Here is a 15,463-nt window from a genome sequence, read left to right as displayed (position 1 = left end):
CCGCCGCTCACCCGGCCCGTCCGTCCTGCCGCAGTCGCCGGCGGACGATCGCCGATCCGGCCCGATCCGGAAACGGTCCCCAGGGGACGAGGGCGCCCCGGTGCCTCGCACGTCTTCTGTTCGCGTACGGCTCCTAGGGGAATCTACTGGAATGAAACGTTCCGTTCTGATATTCTGAGATCAGAACGTTCCGTTCCGAAAAGATAGGGGTTCACCATGACTTTCCTCGTCACCGGCGCCACCGGGACCGTCGGCCGCCTCGTCGTCGAGGAGCTCCTCGCCGCCGGACGGCAGGTGCGGGCCCTGACCAGGAACCCCGGCAAGGCGGACCTGCCCGAAGGCGTCGAGGTCGTCGCCGGGGACCTCGCCCGACTCGACTCGCTGGCCGGCGTCTTCGACGGCGTCGAGGCCGCGCACCTCATCAACTTCGCCGGCGATGACTACTCGCCCCTGCCCGACGGCGCCGGCCTGGTGAAGCTGATCACCGAGGCGGGCGTGCGCCGGGTCACGGTGCTCGGCGGACGTGCCGAGAGCGACCTGGAGCAGGCGCTCGCCGCCACGGACGTCGAGTGGACGCTGCTGGAGCCGGTCGAGTTCATGTCCAACACGCTGCGCTGGTGGGCACAGACGATCAAGACGGACGGCGTCGTCAAGGAGCCGTTCGGCGACCGGCTGAGCGCGCTGGTGCACGAGCGCGACATCGCCGCCGTGGCCGCGACCGTACTGGTCGAGGGCGGACACGGTGGCAGGACGTACATGCTGACCGGACCCGAGGCGATCACGCTCAGGCAGAAGATCGCGATCCTGGGCGCCGCCATCGGCAAGGACGTGGAGTTCGTGGAGCTGACCGTGGACGAGGCGCGGGCCAAGTGGCGCGCCGACGGCATGGGGGAGGAGACCGTCGAATTCCTCATGGAAGCCCTGGGCAACACGCCGGAGGCCGGCTACACCGTGGTCCCGACCGTGAAGGAGATCACCGGCCGGGAGGCGCGGGGCTTCGCGGAGTGGGCCGAGGAGAACGCCGGAGCCTTCCGTCCCTGATCGGGAGACCGGCCGCCGCCTGCCCGTCTGAACCGCTCAGGCGGGATTCAGATCAGCATGTGCAGCCGGATCATCGTGCGGCCGGGCCGGCTGTGCACACGCATGAGGTCGCACAGCCGGTTGACGACCATCAGCCCGTGGCCACGTGCCCCCGCAGGCTGCACGCGACTGGCGAGCGGATCGACCACGTGGCCGTCGTCGTCGACCTGGCACACCAGCATCCGCTGCTCGCTCCACATGCTGAGCCGGCCGCCGGCGCTGGTGTGCTCCAGGGTGTTGGTGGCCAGCTCGTTGACGGCCACGACCAGTTCCTGCACCCGGCCGGGACGAAGGCCGATCGCGGCGGCCCGCTCGGCGGTGAAACGCCGCACCTCGGCCAGGCAGGCGTTGCCGTGGTAAGCGATGGCGACCGCGTGGGCGGGCACCGGGGGCAGCGGCAGGTTGAGCTCGTCGATCACGACCAGCGGGTCGTCGTAACGAGGGCTGGGCAAGCGTGATCCTTCGCGCATCATGACCGGGTGGGTACGCTGCGCCTCAGTCAGTACGCGGGCATCGAGACGGGCGTCATACGGGCAGACGATGAGCGCGTCCCTTCCGGCGAAGGCCATGTTGACCATGGCTTCGTGCAGGACGCAGGCGGAGTGTTCAGGGCGGCTGCCAGCGCGGTGCGGATGGGACCGAGGCTCGGATGCGGCACGGCGACCAGCACCGGCTGGCCCGCGGCCAGGGCGTCGTGCACGAACGGCAAGACGCCGGCCAGGTAGTCCTCGACGCCGTCGTAGAGCAGGCCCACATGCTCGAACGCGCCGAGGTGGCCGCCGCTGATCGCGAGGTCGTCGGTCAGAGCGCTCATCGGCGACCCGTCGCGGCAGCCGGAGACACGCCATCGGCCGGTAGGACCGTCAGCCCTGGCGCCTCAGCCCCGATCATGTCGAGGAGCCTGCGCAGCGCGGCCGAGGCGCCCACGATCCGCATACCGTACGGCAGGGCGCCGGCGGTGCGCACCAGCGCCGCCGCGCAACTGACGTCGGCGAAGGCCAGCCGGCTCACGTCCACGGTCGCGGGGCTCCCGGCCGGCAGGTCCTCAGCCAGCCCGGCCAGCACCGCCTCCAGAGCGTCGCGGCAGGCGCGGTCGGCCTCGCCGATCAGGCGCAGTCCGGCCGGGTCCGTGGTGCGTACCAGCCGCAGCCGCGGGTGCCAGTCGTCCCCGGTGCGGGGGAAGACAGCCGCCGGGTGGGCGGCGGCGATGCCGCGCAGCCGGTCGCCGGGGAACAGCCGCTGATCGTACATGCACACCACGGTGGCGTAGGCGTCGGCGAAGATCCGGCTGGCCTGCGCTTCGTACCAGGCCAGCCGCTCGGTGCCGTCCACCTGCGGCCGACGCGCCGCCCACGCCATGTCCGCGATCACCCGCAGGCCCGCATATCCCTCCTGGCGGGCCTCGGCGAGCTGCCGGTGCCAGCCGTCCAGCACCGCCTCGGCGTCGAAGCGCCCGGTGGCCAGATAGGAGGTGTCGGCGGTGTGGAACCGCGCCTGCCCGAGAGCGTCGGCCGTCTCGACGTCGACCCCGCGCTCCGCGAGCGCCGACTGCAGTGTCCGCGGTGCGATCTCCTCTGTGAAGCACAGCACCTTCTCACCCGCGCCCAGACCGGCGCCGACGAACTCCAGCATCGTCGTCAACCGCTCGTCGTCGGTGCGGAAAGGCCAGCAGATGTGATCACCCGGCGTGAGCCGGTCCACCGGGGTCGTCATCACCTTCACCATGCTTCTGTCGGTCGGTAGGGCGCACCGAGGCCACTACAGCTTACGTGTCCGTCCGGTGCCGCAGCCGTTCCTGCTCATCCATTATCCGGACCGGAACGGCATTATCCGGGCCGGAACGGAATTCGGCCATCGCGCCCACGGCAGCATCACAGCCGCCGGAGACCGTCATGACGGCCGGGCCGACGGCTCCACCGGCAGGGCCACGGTGAAGACGGTGCCGCCACCCGTCCGGGGGGCGGCGGTGACGGTGCCGCCGTGGGCGGTGACGATCGCGCGGACGATGGCCAGGCCCAGGCCGGTGCCCTTGATCCCGGCGTCCTTGGCGGTGGAGGCGCGGAAGAACCGGGAGAACAGGTGCTCGTACTGCTCGGGCGGGATGCCGATGCCGGTGTCGGCGATGGTGAGCACGGCCATCGCGCACGGAGCCCGGCCGCGATCCTCGCTGTCGTCGCCGGTGACGGGTCCTGCGGTGAGGGTGACGGCGCCCTTCTCGGGGGTGTACTTGATCGCATTCGACAGCAGGTTGTCCAGCACCTGGCGCAGCCGGAGCGGATCGGCGCGCAGGGGCAGCCGTTCCGGTAGCTCGGCGGTCAGGGTGAGGTGTTTGGCCTGGGCGGCGGGCCGGTGGTCCTCCAGGGTCTGGCGGATCAGCTGGGCCAGATCCATGGGACGGATGTCGATGCTCAGCTGCCCGGAGTCCAGGCGGGCCAGGTCCAGCAGATCCTCGACGAGGCGTTGCAGCTGGGCGCTTTTGCGGTCGATGACGTCGACGAAGGTCTGCTGGTCCGGGGTCAGGTCCGCATCGTCGGCGAGCATCTCGGCATAACCGCGGATGGCGCCGATGGGGTTGCGCAGCTCGTGAGTGACCATCGCCATCAGCTCGTCCTTCATCCGGTCCATCTCGCGCAGTTTCCGCACCTGCTGCTGCTGTTGAGCCAGCAGGTGTTCGCGCTGTTCGGCCAGGCGATGGCGTTCGGTCACGTCGGTGGAGATGCCGTCGATGAACAGCCGGTCACCATCGCGGCGCGGGGTGGCGCGGATCCAGATCCACCGGGTCACCTCATCCAGGCCACGGATGCGGCACTCGATCTCGGCCCGCTCGCCGCGGCCCAGCGCCTGGGTGAAGGCGGCGTAGGCCGGCTGGTCGTCGGAGTGGACGCGGCGGGCCATCACTTCGGCCAGATCCGCGCCCTCGGGCAGCGGGCGGCCGAACAGCGGGGCGGCGTTCTGGCTCTGATACACCGAGCGCGTCGAGCCGCCGGGGGTGACCTCGGCGGTCCACACGTTGTCGGTGATCTGGGCGATGACCTGTTCGAAGTGGCGGCGGCTGGTGGCCAGCGCCACGGCGAGCTCCTCGGCGCGGCGCCGTTCCACGTACCGGCCGACGTGGGCGCAGACACCGTCCAGCAGCATGGTCAGGTCATCGTCGGCCGGTTGGACGGTGTCGGTGAAGAAGGTCAGCACGCCCAGGATCTGGTGGCCGCTGCGCACCGGCAGGCCGATGGCGGCCCGCAGACCGGCCTGCAGCGCCTGCGGTTTGCTGATGATGGCGCGCGGGTCGTCGGCCAGGTCGCTGATCCACATCGCCCGGCCACCGGCCCAGGTGATGCCGGCCACGCCCTGGCCGGGCCGCATCCGCTCCGGCCGGCTGACCAGGAAGGCCGACAAGTCCCGGCGGGGCGCGGTCCAGGAGCCGATCCGCACAATCGCCGCCTGGTCCGCGCTGACCTGCCAATACTCGCCGTAGCTCCAGCCCAGCGCCTCGGTGACGGCGGCGACCACGGCGACGGCGGCCTGCTCGGCGGAGACGGCGTCGGCCAGCGCCTGGGCCACCGCGTGCTGGGCGGCGGCCAGCACGCCGGCCCGGTGTACCTCGGTGATGTCGTCCAGGACCACCAGCGCGCCCAGCCGCTGCCCGTCGGGGGTGTCGATCGGCCGGCCGGTGACGGCGAAGCGGCGCGGGTGCCGGCCGGGCGGATGCACGATCACCTGTTCGCCGTCGATGCGTTCACCGGCCAGCGCCCGCGCCAGCGGCACCTGCCGCGGTTGCAGCGGGGTGTGCCCGTCAGCGGCGTACAGATGAAAGGCCACGGCGATGTCGCGGATGTGCAGCCCGGGGATGTACGGGCGGACCTGGCGCATCGACTGGTTGAACACCACCACGTCGCCCTCGGCGTCGCAGGCCACCACTCCCGAGGCCAGGCTGTCCAGCAGGGTGGCCAGGAACGTCTGCTGGCGCTCTGGCGGCATGCGGGTCAGGGCGGCAGGGTCCGGCTGCCCCACCGGCGCCCGCGGTCCAGAAGAATCCAGCGGCCGGTCGTCATCCTGCTCTGACTGCGTGCCCATGACGCTCATCCCCCCGACATCATCAGCACTTTTCTCGTCCCCCCTGGCCCCGATCGCAATCCCTCCATTCAGCCACGGCGCCTTCCGTGCCCAACGGGTGGCTCGGGGCCCGCAGGTCACAGCGTTTCCGACAAGGCACGGCCATACGGGCAGGCCGTCGTCACTCCCCGCCGGAGAACAGGTCGCGTCTGCGGACGGGGGCGAGCGCGAAGCGGGCCGCGATCTTCGCCGGGGTCAGCCAGCGGACGTGTGCACCGTTGCGAGCCTGGGACAGTGCCCGCTCGGCCAGCCACGGGGCGACGGTCTCGACCCGGTCGGCCAGGATGTTGAAGATCCTCTTGGCCTTCTCGAAGGATTCCGGGTCGTAGCCGCGGGTGAGCAGGTCCGTGACGACCATCCCGGGGCTGAGCAGCCCGACCGACACCCCCGGCGGCACCTCCCCGGCCAGCGTCCGGGTCAGGTAGGTCAGCGCCCGCTTGGTCGAGCCGTACACGCTCAGCCCGGAGACCGCCCGGCCGTCGCTGCCCAGTCCCTCCATGTTCCACACGTGGCCGCGTCCCTGGGCGGCCATCCCGGCGAGCGCCACCGCCGATCCGTTGAGCACTCCGACCAGGTTCGTCCCGACCACGGCGCGGACCTCGGCGTCGGGCAGCTCCCACAGCGGGGCCCGGGTGTGGGAGACCCCGGCGTTGTTGATCCAGACGTCCACCGCGCCGAAGCGCCCGGTGGCCGCCTCCCACAGCTCTCGCACCTGGGTCCGGTCGGTGACGTCGGCCACCACGCCCAGGACGTCCGGCCCGGGCAGTCCGGCGGTCGCCTTCTCCACCGTCTCCGCGCGGCTGCCGCAGAACGCGACCCGGTGCCCGCTCTCCAGGAAGGCCCGGACGAGCCCGAGACCGATGCCCCGGGTCCCGCCGGTGACCACGATCGTCTTCATGACCGCCTCTCCGGGACGCCGTGGACGACGGCGTCCAGCGTGTCGCCGCCGAACAGCTGGTGGACAGCGGCCGGTGCCGCACCCGCGCCCCTACCCGGTCCGGAGCCGATCATGAGCTTCCGGTCCCCGAGATCGGCCGCCTACGCCGTCGTGGACCGTGAGGCCCGGCCCCGGGTCACTCGTTCTCTTCGGCGCCCCGCCGGGCGCGGCGGTACACGGGTCCCCACACGAACAGGTACCGGCGGATCAGCTGGACGGTGGACGCCGACGGCGACTGGAAAACCACCACGAGGTGCTGCCCCAGCCCGTTGGGCGCCTCGCGCACGGCGGTGACGGTGCCGATCTGGCTCAGGGTTCCGATGCTGAGCAAGGCCCGGACGTGCACCCGCTCACCTACGGCGATGTCGAAGGCCGGCGTCCAGCAGCGCAGCGCCTTCTCGCTGAGGTCCAGCAACGTGCTGTCGAAGGTGACGGCGGGCTGAGTGGCGAAGGTGGACAGGCGCATCGGCTCCCCGCCTCCGCCCCGCTCGTGCCGCCGGCGTCCGAGCCGGCGGGCCTCGCCCAGCGGCTGTACCTCCCAGCGCTCCGGCGGGCCGGGGAGGATGCCGGTCAGCCGCACCGGAAGCACCACGCGCCCGTCGGCGTTGATCCAGAACAGTACCAGGTGGCTGCCGACGTGGACGGAATCAAGATGGGCGACGTCCGCGGGCGTGGCGACGACGATCCCCCCGTCGGTGACGGCCTCCAGCCGGGAACGGTGCCCGGCGTCGTCATCGATGCAGACGTAGAGCGCGCACTTCAGCGGGGGAAACGGGTTCACGGGGATCCCATCGGCCGTGGCACCGCCGACCTGACGGGACCGGAGGCTCCGTCAGGGAACCGTCCCGGTCAATGGATCACGGTGTGCGGCGTCAACCCGATCCGGCTGCCGATAGGCCCTGACCAGTCGGTTCAGGGGGATTCGCCGTCTCGCGAGAGCCGCGGTCGGCTGTGACGACGGCGGCGAGGAGGCCGGGGAAGACCTCGTCGATCTCATCGCGTCTCAGGGCGTTCATCCGTGAGGTGCCGGCGTAGTACTGCCGGATGAGACCTGCCTCGCGCAGGGTCCGGAAGTGGTGCGTGGCCGTGGACTTGCTCACGGGCAGATCGAACCCGCCGCAGGCGATGTCGCCGGAGGCGCCGTACAACTGCGTGACGATGCTCCGCCGTACCGGATCGACGATGGCATCGAGGACCCGTTGGAGCGTGATCGTCCGTACGTCGGGGTGGTGGGGAATGCGGTCGGCCTCCATAACTCTATAGTACGACACCCATCAAAGTATGATGACAATCAAAGTTTGACGACGGTCGTACTTTGATGCTTGAGTGGATCATCATCTACCGGAGCGGAAGGACGGGGCGATGACCAAGGCGGTGCTGTTCCACGAACTCGGCGGGCCCGAGGTGATGCGGCTGGAGGACGTGGAAATCGGTGAGCCGGGCCCGGGCGAGGTGCTGATCCGGGTGGACGCGATCGGCCTGAACCGGGCCGAGGTGCTGTTCCGCACGGGGAACTACATAGAGCCGGTGAGACGGTTCCCGGCCCGGCTGGGCACGGAGGCGGCCGGTGTGGTCGAGGCGGTGGGCGAGGGCGTGAGCGGGTTCCGGCCCGGGGACGAGGTCAGCACCGTCCCGGCCTTCTCGCAGAACGACCACGGCGTCTACGCCGAGCGCGCGATCGTGCCTGCCGCGGCACTGGTGCGGCGCCCCGAGGGGCTTGACGCGGTGGAGGGGGCGGCGGTGTGGATGCCGTACATCACGGCCTACGGCGGGCTCGTGGAGGTCGGTGGGATGCGTCCCGGGGACACGGTCGTGCTGAACGCGGCGTCCAGCAGTGTCGGTCTGGCCGCCATCCACGTCGCCGAACGGATCGGCGCCACGCCGATCGCCGTCACCCGCACCGCCGCCAAGAAGCCGGCGCTGCTGAAGGAGGGCGCCACGGAAGTGATCGTCAGTGAGTCGGAGGACGTGGTCGAGCGGGTGCTGACGGCGACCGGCGGGCGGGGTGCGGAGTACGTCTTCGACGCCGTCGCCGGCGCCGGGGTGCGGGACCTGGCCAAGGTGGTCGCCGACGACGGCATGCTGATGCTGTACGGCGCGCTGAGCGGTGAGGCGACTCCTTATCCGGGATTCGAGCTCGGCATGCCCGCGCTGAACATGCGCACGTACACGATGCTGGAGACGGCCAGGCGGCCCGAGCGGCTGCGCAGGGCGGTCGCCTTCGTGACCTCCGGGCTGCGCTCGGGGGCCTTCCGGCCCGTGGTGGACCGTACCTTCGAACTGGGTGACATCGTGGAGGCCCACCGCTACCTGGAGCGCAACGCCCAGATCGGCAAGATCGTGGTCACCGTCGCGCACTGACCGCCCCGGACCGCTGGGCACGGGCTCTCCCGGCCCGTGGCCGTTTCGCGGGTCCGGTGTCATCCGATCCGGCCCCGACGCCTGCCGCATCGGCTGATCTCGATCTGCGCGCCGAACCTATGATTAAGTCTGTAATCATGTAATTAAACACAGAGAGACGTCTGGAGAGCCCTCGGAGAGGTCCACTGCCGGAGGTCTCCCGTGAGGTCGCGGCGCCACCGTGCTACACGAGGCGGGCCTGATCACGCCCCTCCGGCGTCACGACGACGTCCTGCGCACCTCCCTCCGGTCAGGCGGGTCCGGCCCTCCAGGACCGTCTCGGTTCTTCCCCGGAAGGCCGCCCGGTGGGCGGGGGCGTGCAGCGGACCGGACCGGTGACGCCCCGGGCGAGCCGCTCGGCATACGCGCCGATCTTGCGGGTGATCAGGCCGAGGGACTCGGTGAGCTGTTCGATCTCTGTGGTGACCTGGTCGCGGTGCTGCCGCAGGAGGGCCAGGAGATGCTCCTCCCCGTCCGCTCCCTGCCTGACGAGCTCCGCGTACTGCCGGATGGCGGGCAGCGGCATGCCGGCGGAGCGCAGGTTGACGCACAGGTGGAGCCACTCCACGTCACCGTCGCTGTAGACGCGCCGACCACCGGGGCCACGTCGCACCGGGGCGGCCAGGATGCCTTCACGCTCGTAGAAGCGCAGCGTGTGGACGCTCAGCCCGGTGCGCTCGGCGACCTGTCCGATGCTGAGCCCCTGGTTCGTCTCCGCCATGCCGCCCACCCTACGACTTGATCTAGAGTCGGCTCCAACTCGTAGGCTCCCCGCACGCCCGCCCCCCGGTTCTCGGCGCGGGTCGTTCCGGCACCCCATGACGTCTTCCAGGAGCCTGATCATGCGTTACCGCGTTCTCGGCGGCACCGGCATCGAGGTGAGCGTCCACTGCCTGGGCGCGATGATGTTCGGCGCGGTCGGCAACCCCGACCACGACGACTGCGCCCGCATCATCCACCACGCACTCCATCACGGGATCAACTTCATCGACACCGCCGACATGTACTCGGCCGGCGAGTCGGAGGAGATCGTCGGCAAGGCGCTGGCCGGCCGGCGCGACGACGTCGTGCTCGCCACCAAGGCGCACTTCCCGATGGGGAAGGGCCGCAACAGGAGCGGGAACTCGCGCCGATGGATCATCAAGGCGGTCGAGGGGAGCCTCCGGCGGCTTCGGACCGACTGGATCGACCTCTACCAGATCCACCGCCCCGACCCCGCGACCGACGTCGAGGAGACCCTCGGTGTGCTGGGTGACCTGGTCACCCAGGGCAAGATCAGGGCGTTCGGCTGCTCGACGTTCCCGGCCGCCGACATCGTCGAGGCGCACCACGTGGCCGAGCGGCGCGCCCTGCGGCGCTTCAGGACCGAGCAGCCGCCGTACTCGCTGCTCGCCCGCGGCATCGAGGCCGACGTGCTGCCGGTGTGCCAGCGGTACGGCATGGGCGCTCTGACCTGGAGCCCGCTGGCGTCGGGATTCCTGTCGGGCGCCTACCGGAAGGGGCGGCCCGTCGACCTGTCCACCGGCCGCCCGTCGATCACTCCGCACCGCTTCGATCCCTCGATCCCCGAGAACGCCGTCAAGTTCGACGTCGTCGAGCGGCTCGTCGAGCTCGCGACGGACATCGGCCGCACGCTGCCCGAACTCGCCGTCGCCTTCCCCGTGACGCACCCGGCGGTCACCTCGGTCATCGTCGGCCCGCGCACCATGGGGCAACTGGAGGCCACGCTCAAGGGCGCTCCTCTCACCCTCGACGACGCGACCCTGGACCGGATCGACGAGATCGTGCCGCCGGGCACGAACCTGTACCGGCCCGACGGCGTCTGGCAGCCGCCCGCCCTGACGGACGCCGCCCGCCGGCGGCGCCTGCCCGGCGACCGGGCCGCGGGCTGAGCCGCCCGGCCGCGCGGACAGGGGAGACGGCGGCACTGCGCCTGGGACGCCACCGCGGCACCGGACGCGCCGATCGCGGCCGGACCCTGCGGAGGTACCGTGCTCAGCGGGGTACGGCGCGCACCCATTCGCGACTCGGCTCCAGGAACTCGGAGATCGTCAGTCCCGCCCGGTTGAGCTCGCTCTCCAGGAGGTCGTCGTCGAGGCGGCGGCTGAGGAAGGTGTGCGTCCAGTGCCGGTCGCCGACGGTGTACTCCATGGTGGCCTCCAGCAGACCGGGTCCGGGCCGGTGGACGTCGGTCATGCGGACGGTGCTGCCGTCGCCGGGGACACGTTCGGACGGCTGGACGGTGTCGTACCACTCGGGCGGTTTGCGCTGCAGGATGACGCAGCCTCCGGCGCTGACGTGGCGGTGGCAGGTGCGCAGGAAGGCGGCGCGCAGGTCGTCGTCGGCGGTCTCGACGACGAACGACATCAGCAGCACCAGGTCGAAGGTCCGGTTCAGCTCCAGGCTCTGGATGGGGGAGAGGACGGTCTCGGCGCCGGTGATGTGGGCGAGCATGTCGGGGGATTCGTCGACCGCGACGACCTCGTGGCCGAGGGCGAGCAGCGGGTGGGTGATCCGCCCGGTGCCGGCGCCCAGCTCCAGGATGGACGCTCCGGGCGGGACGGCCGCATGGATGAGCTCGGGTTCGCCGCGCGCGGTGAGGGTGGCGTAGTAGTCGACCGCGCAGCCGTCCGGAGTGATCGGTCCCGGTCCTGTGCCGTGATAGAGCCGTCGTGAGATCACGTTCCCCATTCTGGGGCATCGCTTCCGGAGCCGCGCCCGAACGCGGCGAACCGGAGGGGAGGCGTCCGGGACCGGTCCTGCCCGCCTCGGTACACCGGCTGAGGATTGTCGGAGATCAAACGACGCGTTCACCGTTGACTGGGTGCGGGACCTGGCCGGGATCGCGGTCAGGGGCGGTCTCGGGGGCGGTCTCGGGGGCGTTTGCGGGCGGGAGGGACCGGTTCCGGGACGGTTCCGGGGACGACGGTGTTGGAGACGGCGCCGATGCCCTCGACGGTGAGGGTGACGACGTCGCCGGGCTTCAGCGGCGGCGGGTCCTGGCGGCCTCGCAGCCCCCACAGCTCGGCGAGGCAGCCGCCGTTGCCGCAGGTGCCCGAGCCGAGCACGTCGCCGGGCCGCACCGGGGCGCCCCGGGAGGCGTAGGCGACCAGGTCCTCGAACGGCCAGCCCATGTTCGACAGCAGGTCCCGGCCCACCACGGCCCCGTTGACCTCGGCCGTCAGCGCGAGCCGGAGGAAACCCTCGGCGTCGCGGTACGGCTCCAGCTCGTCGGCCGTGACCAGCCACGGGCCGAGGGTGGTGGCGGAGTCCTTGCCCTTGCAGGGGCCCAGCCCCACCTGCATCTCACGGGACTGCAGGTCTCGGGCCGACCAGTCATTGAAGATCGTGTAGCCGAAGATGTGGTCGCGGGCCTGCGCGGGGGAGAGGTCGCGGCCCTCGCGGCCGATGACCGCGGCCACCTCCAGCTCGAAGTCCAGGGCGCGGCAGCCCGGCGGCACGGGGACGTCGTCGTGGGCGCCGATCATCGCGTAGGGGTTGGTGAAATAGAAGGTCGGCGCGTCGTACCAGGCGTCCGGGACGCCCGCCGCGCCGCTCACGCTGCGGCGGACGCCCTCGACGTGCTCCTCGAAGGTGACGAAGTCGCGGACCGCGGGCGGCTCGACCGGCGGGAGCAGCCGCACCTCGGTCAGGGGCACGGCGGCCCCGGTGTCCGGGACGGAGCCGGTACGGATGACGTCGAGGAGCTCGGCTCCCCGCGGGAAGGGCAGGATCGCGTCGCCGTCGACGACGCCGCTGCGGCGCAGACCCTGGTACTGGAAGGTGGCCAGGCGCATGATGCTCTCCAACGGGGGATCGGACGGTCAGACCGGCGGGGCGACGAAGACGCCGCGGTCGACGTCGTTGAACGACTCCTTGGCGACCAGCTCGTTCATCGGGTTGGCGGTGCCCCACTGGTCGGTGACCTCCGGCTGGGAGAAGTCGTAGACGTGCGGGTGCCAGGCGTCCTCGTCCAGTTCCTCCAGCTCGGTGGTGTACTCCACGGTGTTGCCGTGCGGGTCCATGAAGTAGGAGAAGGTGTTGTCGCCCGCCAGGTGGCGGCCCGGCCCCCAGATCATCCGCACGCCGGCGCGCAGCAGCCGGCCGGTGCCGTACATGTACTCGTCCAGGCCGCGAAGCTCGAAGCTGATGTGGTGCAGCGAGGCGTGCGGGCCGCGGGCGATGGCCATGCTGTGGTGCTGGGGGTTGCAGCGCATGAAGTGCATGACCTGGCCCATGCGCGGGTGGGCCAGGGTGTCGGAGAGCGCGAAGCCCAGGTGGGTCTCGTACCAGGCGCGGGTGGCGTCGATGTCGGGGGCGTTGAGCACCACGTGCGAGAGCCGGACCGGTACGGACTCCTTGGCCTCCAGCTTGCGGTGGACGCGCACGGCGACGTCGGCGGAGACCTCGACGGTGCGGCCGTCGACGTCGAAGAAGCGGAAACCGTACCCGCCGCCGGGAGTGTCGACCTTCCCGGGCTCGGAGATCAACCGGACGCCCGCGGCGCGCAGCCGCTCGGCGAGGGCGTCGACGTCGGCCGGGGTGGCGGCGCCGAAGGCGACCAGGTCCAGGCGCTTCTCGTCGGCCCGGCGCAGCCGGATGACGTACTGCTCGGGCGAGCCCTCGGCGGCCAGGAACGAGATGCCGCCGTCGTTGGCGACCTCGGTCAGGCCCCAGACGCCGGAGTAGAACTCACGCTGCCGGGCGTAGTCGGGCACCGCCAGGTCGACGTGGCGCAGGTGGGTGATGAGGCGATCGGTCATGGTCGTTGTTCCTCGGGGTCCTCGGAGTCTTCAGAGATCGAAGAGGGCGACGGCGTTGCCGCCGCGGATCGCGTCGTGGGCGGCGGGGCCGAATCCGGCGGCGCGCAGCCGGTCGAGGGGGTCCTCGACGCCCATGTCGAAGGGGTAGTCGGAGCCGAGCACCACCTGGGACGCCCCGGCGGCGCCGACGAGGGAGCGCAGGGCGGCGGGCTCGTAGACGAGCGAGTCGAACCAGATCCGCCCCAGGTAGGCGCTGGGCGGCTCGGCGCAGCCCCGCGCTTCGGGCCGCACCCGCCGGCCGTGGTCGGCCCGGCCCAGGTACGTCGGCAGGTAGCCGCCGCCGTGCGCGGCGAGGATCTTCAGCGCAGGGTGCCGGTCCAGCGCCCCGGAGAAGATCAGGTGGGAGAGGGCGACGGCGTTCTCGACCGGCTGGCCGACGATGTTGGACAGGTAGAAGCGGTCCAGGCGCTCGTCCAGGGTGCAGCCGAACGGATGCAGGAACACCACCGCCCCCGCCTCCGCCGCCCGCGCCCAGAACTCCTCGTACGCCGGATCCGACAACTCGCGGCCGGGGGCGTGGGAGGAGATCTCCACACCCTTCAGGCCCAGCCCCAGGGCGTGGTCCAGGAGCTCGACCATCAGCGAGGGATGCTGGAGCGGGACCAGGCCCAGGCCGTACAGCCGGTCGGGGGCCTGCGCGCAGTGTCCGGCGACGCCCTCGCCGGCCAGGCGGCAGACCTGCTCGGCGAGCTCCTCGCCGGCCCAGTAGTGGTAGTGCGAGGGGGAGGGGCTGACGATCTGCACGTCCACCCCGGCGGCGTCCATGCCGGCCAGCCGTGCCGGCACCTGCGTGAGCCGCGCGATCCGCTCTGCGACCATCCGGCCCGAGACCGCCATGGACTCGGGACCGTTGCGCCGGGCGTCCAGCTCGCGGTGCGCCCGCAGCCCCGGCTGCCCGGCCACGGCCTGCTCGACCTGCGGCAGGATCACGTGCGCGTGCGCGTCGACGGTCCTCACGGGTACGGCGTTCAGGGAAACGGTGTTCATGGGCGCTGCGTCACCATCGCGGCGATCCGCCCCATCAGACCCGGCACGTCCGCGTCCGGCACCGGGTTCAGCTGCCAGGAGGCCAGCTGCACGGACGCCTCGACCACGGCCTTCGCACGCTCGTGACGGCGGTCCATGAAGGCGTCGAACAACGACTGGTCGATCCGGTCGGCGCCGAGCAGCAGCTCGGCCAGGACGGCGGCGTCCTCCAGGCACTGGGCGGCGCCCTGGGCGAGGGTGGGCGGGCAGGCGTGCGCGGCGTCGCCGATCAGGACGGTGCGCCCGCGGTTCCAGGGTCGGTCCACCAGCAGCGACTCGAACCAGGTGTAGTTGATGCGGTCCGGGTCGGTGATGCCGGTGCGGATCTCGTCCCAGGCGCCGCCGTACCCCCGGGCGAGGGCCAGCATGTGGGCGGGCTTGTCGGCGTCCGCGACCGACTCGCGCGGCCGGGCCCTCTCCACCAGGTAGGCGTACATGGTGTCGGCACCGGTGGGGCAGTATCCGGCGATGAAGCACGGGCCGCCGTAGATCAGGTCGGTGCGCTCGACCTCCTTGGGACGGCGGGTGTGGACACGCCAGATGCCCATACCGGTCGGTTGGGGGACGACGTCGATCCCGATGAGCCGGCGGACCGTGGAGCGGATGCCGTCGGCGCCCACCACCAGGTCGTAGGTGGCCGTGGTGCCGTCGGACAGCTCGGCCCGCACGCCGTCGCCGGTGTCGGTGAGGGCGTTCACGGTCAGGCCCGGCCGGAGCCGCGCACCGGCGTCCCGTACGGCGTCGGCGAGGATCGCGGCCAGCTCGGGGCGGTTCATGCCGAGCGTCGCCGGCAGGTCGGGACCGCCGGTGCGGGCGTCGGGGATCTCGGCGATCAGGTCCCCGCCGGGGGTCCGCAGCCCGAGGGAGTCGAAGGCGAAGCCCGCGGCGCCGACCCGGTCCCAGACGCCGAGGTCGCGCAGTACCCGCAGCGCGTTGCCCTGCAGCGTGATGCCCGAGCCGAGCGTGGCGGGCTCCGGATTGATCTCCGCGATGTCCACGGTGACGCCGCCGCGCGCGAGCAGGATCGCCAGGGCCGATCCGGCGGTGCCGCCGCCGACGATGAGGGCGTTGCCCAGTGCTGTCATGG

The 15,463-nt window shown here is 71.6% G+C and carries 16 protein-coding genes; 3 read left to right on the top strand and 13 right to left on the bottom strand.

Annotated features, from left to right (window positions below):
• The first annotated feature begins 216 nt into the window (after nt 1–216).
• Nucleotides 217–1,041, top strand: coding sequence for an NAD(P)H-binding protein (locus IEZ08_RS30380; RefSeq protein WP_068923195.1), 825 nt, complete (start codon nt 217–219; stop codon nt 1,039–1,041).
• 47 nt (nt 1,042–1,088) lie between these two features.
• On the opposite strand, the gene IEZ08_RS39925 is transcribed toward IEZ08_RS30380, so the two are convergent.
• From IEZ08_RS39925 to IEZ08_RS30350, 7 genes are all read right to left on the bottom strand, one after another.
• Nucleotides 1,089–1,649: an ATP-binding protein gene (locus tag IEZ08_RS39925; RefSeq protein ID WP_373294389.1), complete on the bottom strand. Its 561-nt coding sequence runs from the start codon at nt 1,647–1,649 to the stop codon at nt 1,089–1,091.
• Nucleotides 1,580–1,894 (bottom strand): MEDS domain-containing protein, encoded by a 315-nt coding sequence (locus IEZ08_RS39920; RefSeq protein WP_203863549.1) that lies wholly within the window; start codon nt 1,892–1,894, stop codon nt 1,580–1,582. The genes IEZ08_RS39925 and IEZ08_RS39920 overlap by 70 nt, the downstream gene beginning before the upstream one ends.
• Nucleotides 1,891–2,793, bottom strand: coding sequence for an MEDS domain-containing protein (locus tag IEZ08_RS30370; protein WP_189243475.1), 903 nt, complete (start codon nt 2,791–2,793; stop codon nt 1,891–1,893). The genes IEZ08_RS39920 and IEZ08_RS30370 overlap by 4 nt, the downstream gene beginning before the upstream one ends.
• 177 nt (nt 2,794–2,970) lie before the next feature.
• Entirely contained in the window at nt 2,971–5,151 is a 2,181-nt protein-coding gene (locus tag IEZ08_RS30365; RefSeq protein WP_176728474.1) for an ATP-binding protein, read from the bottom strand.
• Between the two features lie 160 nt (nt 5,152–5,311).
• Entirely contained in the window at nt 5,312–6,088 is a 777-nt protein-coding gene (locus IEZ08_RS30360; protein ID WP_068923199.1) for an SDR family oxidoreductase, read from the bottom strand.
• 175 nt (nt 6,089–6,263) lie between these two features.
• Entirely contained in the window at nt 6,264–6,908 is a 645-nt protein-coding gene (locus IEZ08_RS30355; RefSeq protein WP_068923200.1) for a PilZ domain-containing protein, read from the bottom strand.
• A gap of 91 nt (nt 6,909–6,999) precedes the next feature.
• Nucleotides 7,000–7,380, bottom strand: a complete 381-nt coding sequence (locus tag IEZ08_RS30350; protein WP_068923201.1) for an ArsR/SmtB family transcription factor — start codon at nt 7,378–7,380, stop codon at nt 7,000–7,002.
• Nucleotides 7,381–7,489: 109 nt separating this feature from the next.
• On the opposite strand from IEZ08_RS30350, the gene IEZ08_RS30345 reads away from it, so the two are divergent.
• Nucleotides 7,490–8,488, top strand: a complete 999-nt coding sequence (locus IEZ08_RS30345) for a zinc-dependent alcohol dehydrogenase family protein (RefSeq protein WP_189243474.1) — start codon at nt 7,490–7,492, stop codon at nt 8,486–8,488.
• Between the two features lie 289 nt (nt 8,489–8,777).
• On the opposite strand, the gene IEZ08_RS30340 is transcribed toward IEZ08_RS30345, so the two are convergent.
• Nucleotides 8,778–9,248 (bottom strand): MerR family transcriptional regulator, encoded by a 471-nt coding sequence (locus IEZ08_RS30340; RefSeq protein WP_189243473.1) that lies wholly within the window; start codon nt 9,246–9,248, stop codon nt 8,778–8,780.
• A 121-nt stretch (nt 9,249–9,369) separates the two neighbouring features.
• Between IEZ08_RS30340 and IEZ08_RS30335 the strand changes: the two genes are divergently transcribed.
• Nucleotides 9,370–10,419, top strand: a complete 1,050-nt coding sequence (locus IEZ08_RS30335; protein ID WP_189243472.1) for an aldo/keto reductase — start codon at nt 9,370–9,372, stop codon at nt 10,417–10,419.
• A gap of 103 nt (nt 10,420–10,522) precedes the next feature.
• Here IEZ08_RS30335 and IEZ08_RS30330 read toward each other — a convergent pair whose 3' ends face one another.
• The 5 genes from IEZ08_RS30330 to IEZ08_RS30310 all read right to left on the bottom strand — a co-directional run bounded on the left by IEZ08_RS30330 (nt 10,523) and on the right by IEZ08_RS30310 (nt 15,461).
• Entirely contained in the window at nt 10,523–11,209 is a 687-nt protein-coding gene (locus IEZ08_RS30330; RefSeq protein ID WP_203863548.1) for a class I SAM-dependent methyltransferase, read from the bottom strand.
• A 167-nt stretch (nt 11,210–11,376) separates the two neighbouring features.
• Nucleotides 11,377–12,336, bottom strand: coding sequence for a fumarylacetoacetate hydrolase family protein (locus IEZ08_RS30325; protein ID WP_229803670.1), 960 nt, complete (start codon nt 12,334–12,336; stop codon nt 11,377–11,379).
• A gap of 15 nt (nt 12,337–12,351) precedes the next feature.
• On the bottom strand, nt 12,352–13,290 hold the full coding sequence (locus tag IEZ08_RS30320) for a VOC family protein (RefSeq protein ID WP_068923207.1): 939 nt from the start codon (nt 13,288–13,290) through the stop codon (nt 12,352–12,354).
• Nucleotides 13,291–13,320: 30 nt separating this feature from the next.
• A complete protein-coding gene (locus IEZ08_RS30315; protein ID WP_068923208.1) occupies nt 13,321–14,337 on the bottom strand; it encodes an amidohydrolase family protein in 1,017 nt (338 codons plus the stop codon).
• Nucleotides 14,334–15,461: an FAD-dependent oxidoreductase gene (locus IEZ08_RS30310; RefSeq protein ID WP_068923209.1), complete on the bottom strand. Its 1,128-nt coding sequence runs from the start codon at nt 15,459–15,461 to the stop codon at nt 14,334–14,336. Before IEZ08_RS30310 ends, IEZ08_RS30315 begins: the two co-directional genes overlap by 4 nt.
• Nucleotides 15,462–15,463: the final 2 nt, after the last annotated feature.

Origin of the sequence: Planobispora rosea, from assembly GCF_014648175.1 — a bacterium.
In the GTDB taxonomy this organism is placed as follows: Bacteria; Actinomycetota; Actinomycetes; order Streptosporangiales; family Streptosporangiaceae; genus Planobispora; species Planobispora rosea.
The sequence above is the reverse complement of the archived record's forward strand: the minus strand, read 5'-3'. Positions and strand labels throughout refer to the sequence as shown.

What these genes read in the sequence shown, in the direction of transcription:
- IEZ08_RS30380 (WP_068923195.1), top strand. Translation starts at nt 217, where the DNA reads ATGACTTTCCTCGTCACCGGCGCCACCGGGACCGTCGGCCGCCTCGTC.
- IEZ08_RS39925 (WP_373294389.1), bottom strand. Translation starts at nt 1,649, where the DNA reads ATGGCCTTCGCCGGAAGGGACGCGCTCATCGTCTGCCCGTATGACGCC.
- IEZ08_RS39920 (WP_203863549.1), bottom strand. Translation starts at nt 1,894, where the DNA reads ATGAGCGCTCTGACCGACGACCTCGCGATCAGCGGCGGCCACCTCGGC.
- IEZ08_RS30370 (WP_189243475.1), bottom strand. Translation starts at nt 2,793, where the DNA reads ATGACGACCCCGGTGGACCGGCTCACGCCGGGTGATCACATCTGCTGG.
- IEZ08_RS30365 (WP_176728474.1), bottom strand. Translation starts at nt 5,151, where the DNA reads ATGGGCACGCAGTCAGAGCAGGATGACGACCGGCCGCTGGATTCTTCT.
- IEZ08_RS30360 (WP_068923199.1), bottom strand. Translation starts at nt 6,088, where the DNA reads ATGAAGACGATCGTGGTCACCGGCGGGACCCGGGGCATCGGTCTCGGG.
- IEZ08_RS30350 (WP_068923201.1), bottom strand. Translation starts at nt 7,380, where the DNA reads ATGGAGGCCGACCGCATTCCCCACCACCCCGACGTACGGACGATCACG.
- IEZ08_RS30345 (WP_189243474.1), top strand. Translation starts at nt 7,490, where the DNA reads ATGACCAAGGCGGTGCTGTTCCACGAACTCGGCGGGCCCGAGGTGATG.
- IEZ08_RS30340 (WP_189243473.1), bottom strand. Translation starts at nt 9,248, where the DNA reads ATGGCGGAGACGAACCAGGGGCTCAGCATCGGACAGGTCGCCGAGCGC.
- IEZ08_RS30335 (WP_189243472.1), top strand. Translation starts at nt 9,370, where the DNA reads ATGCGTTACCGCGTTCTCGGCGGCACCGGCATCGAGGTGAGCGTCCAC.
- IEZ08_RS30320 (WP_068923207.1), bottom strand. Translation starts at nt 13,290, where the DNA reads ATGACCGATCGCCTCATCACCCACCTGCGCCACGTCGACCTGGCGGTG.
- IEZ08_RS30315 (WP_068923208.1), bottom strand. Translation starts at nt 14,337, where the DNA reads ATGAACACCGTTTCCCTGAACGCCGTACCCGTGAGGACCGTCGACGCG.
- IEZ08_RS30310 (WP_068923209.1), bottom strand. Translation starts at nt 15,461, where the DNA reads ATGACAGCACTGGGCAACGCCCTCATCGTCGGCGGCGGCACCGCCGGA.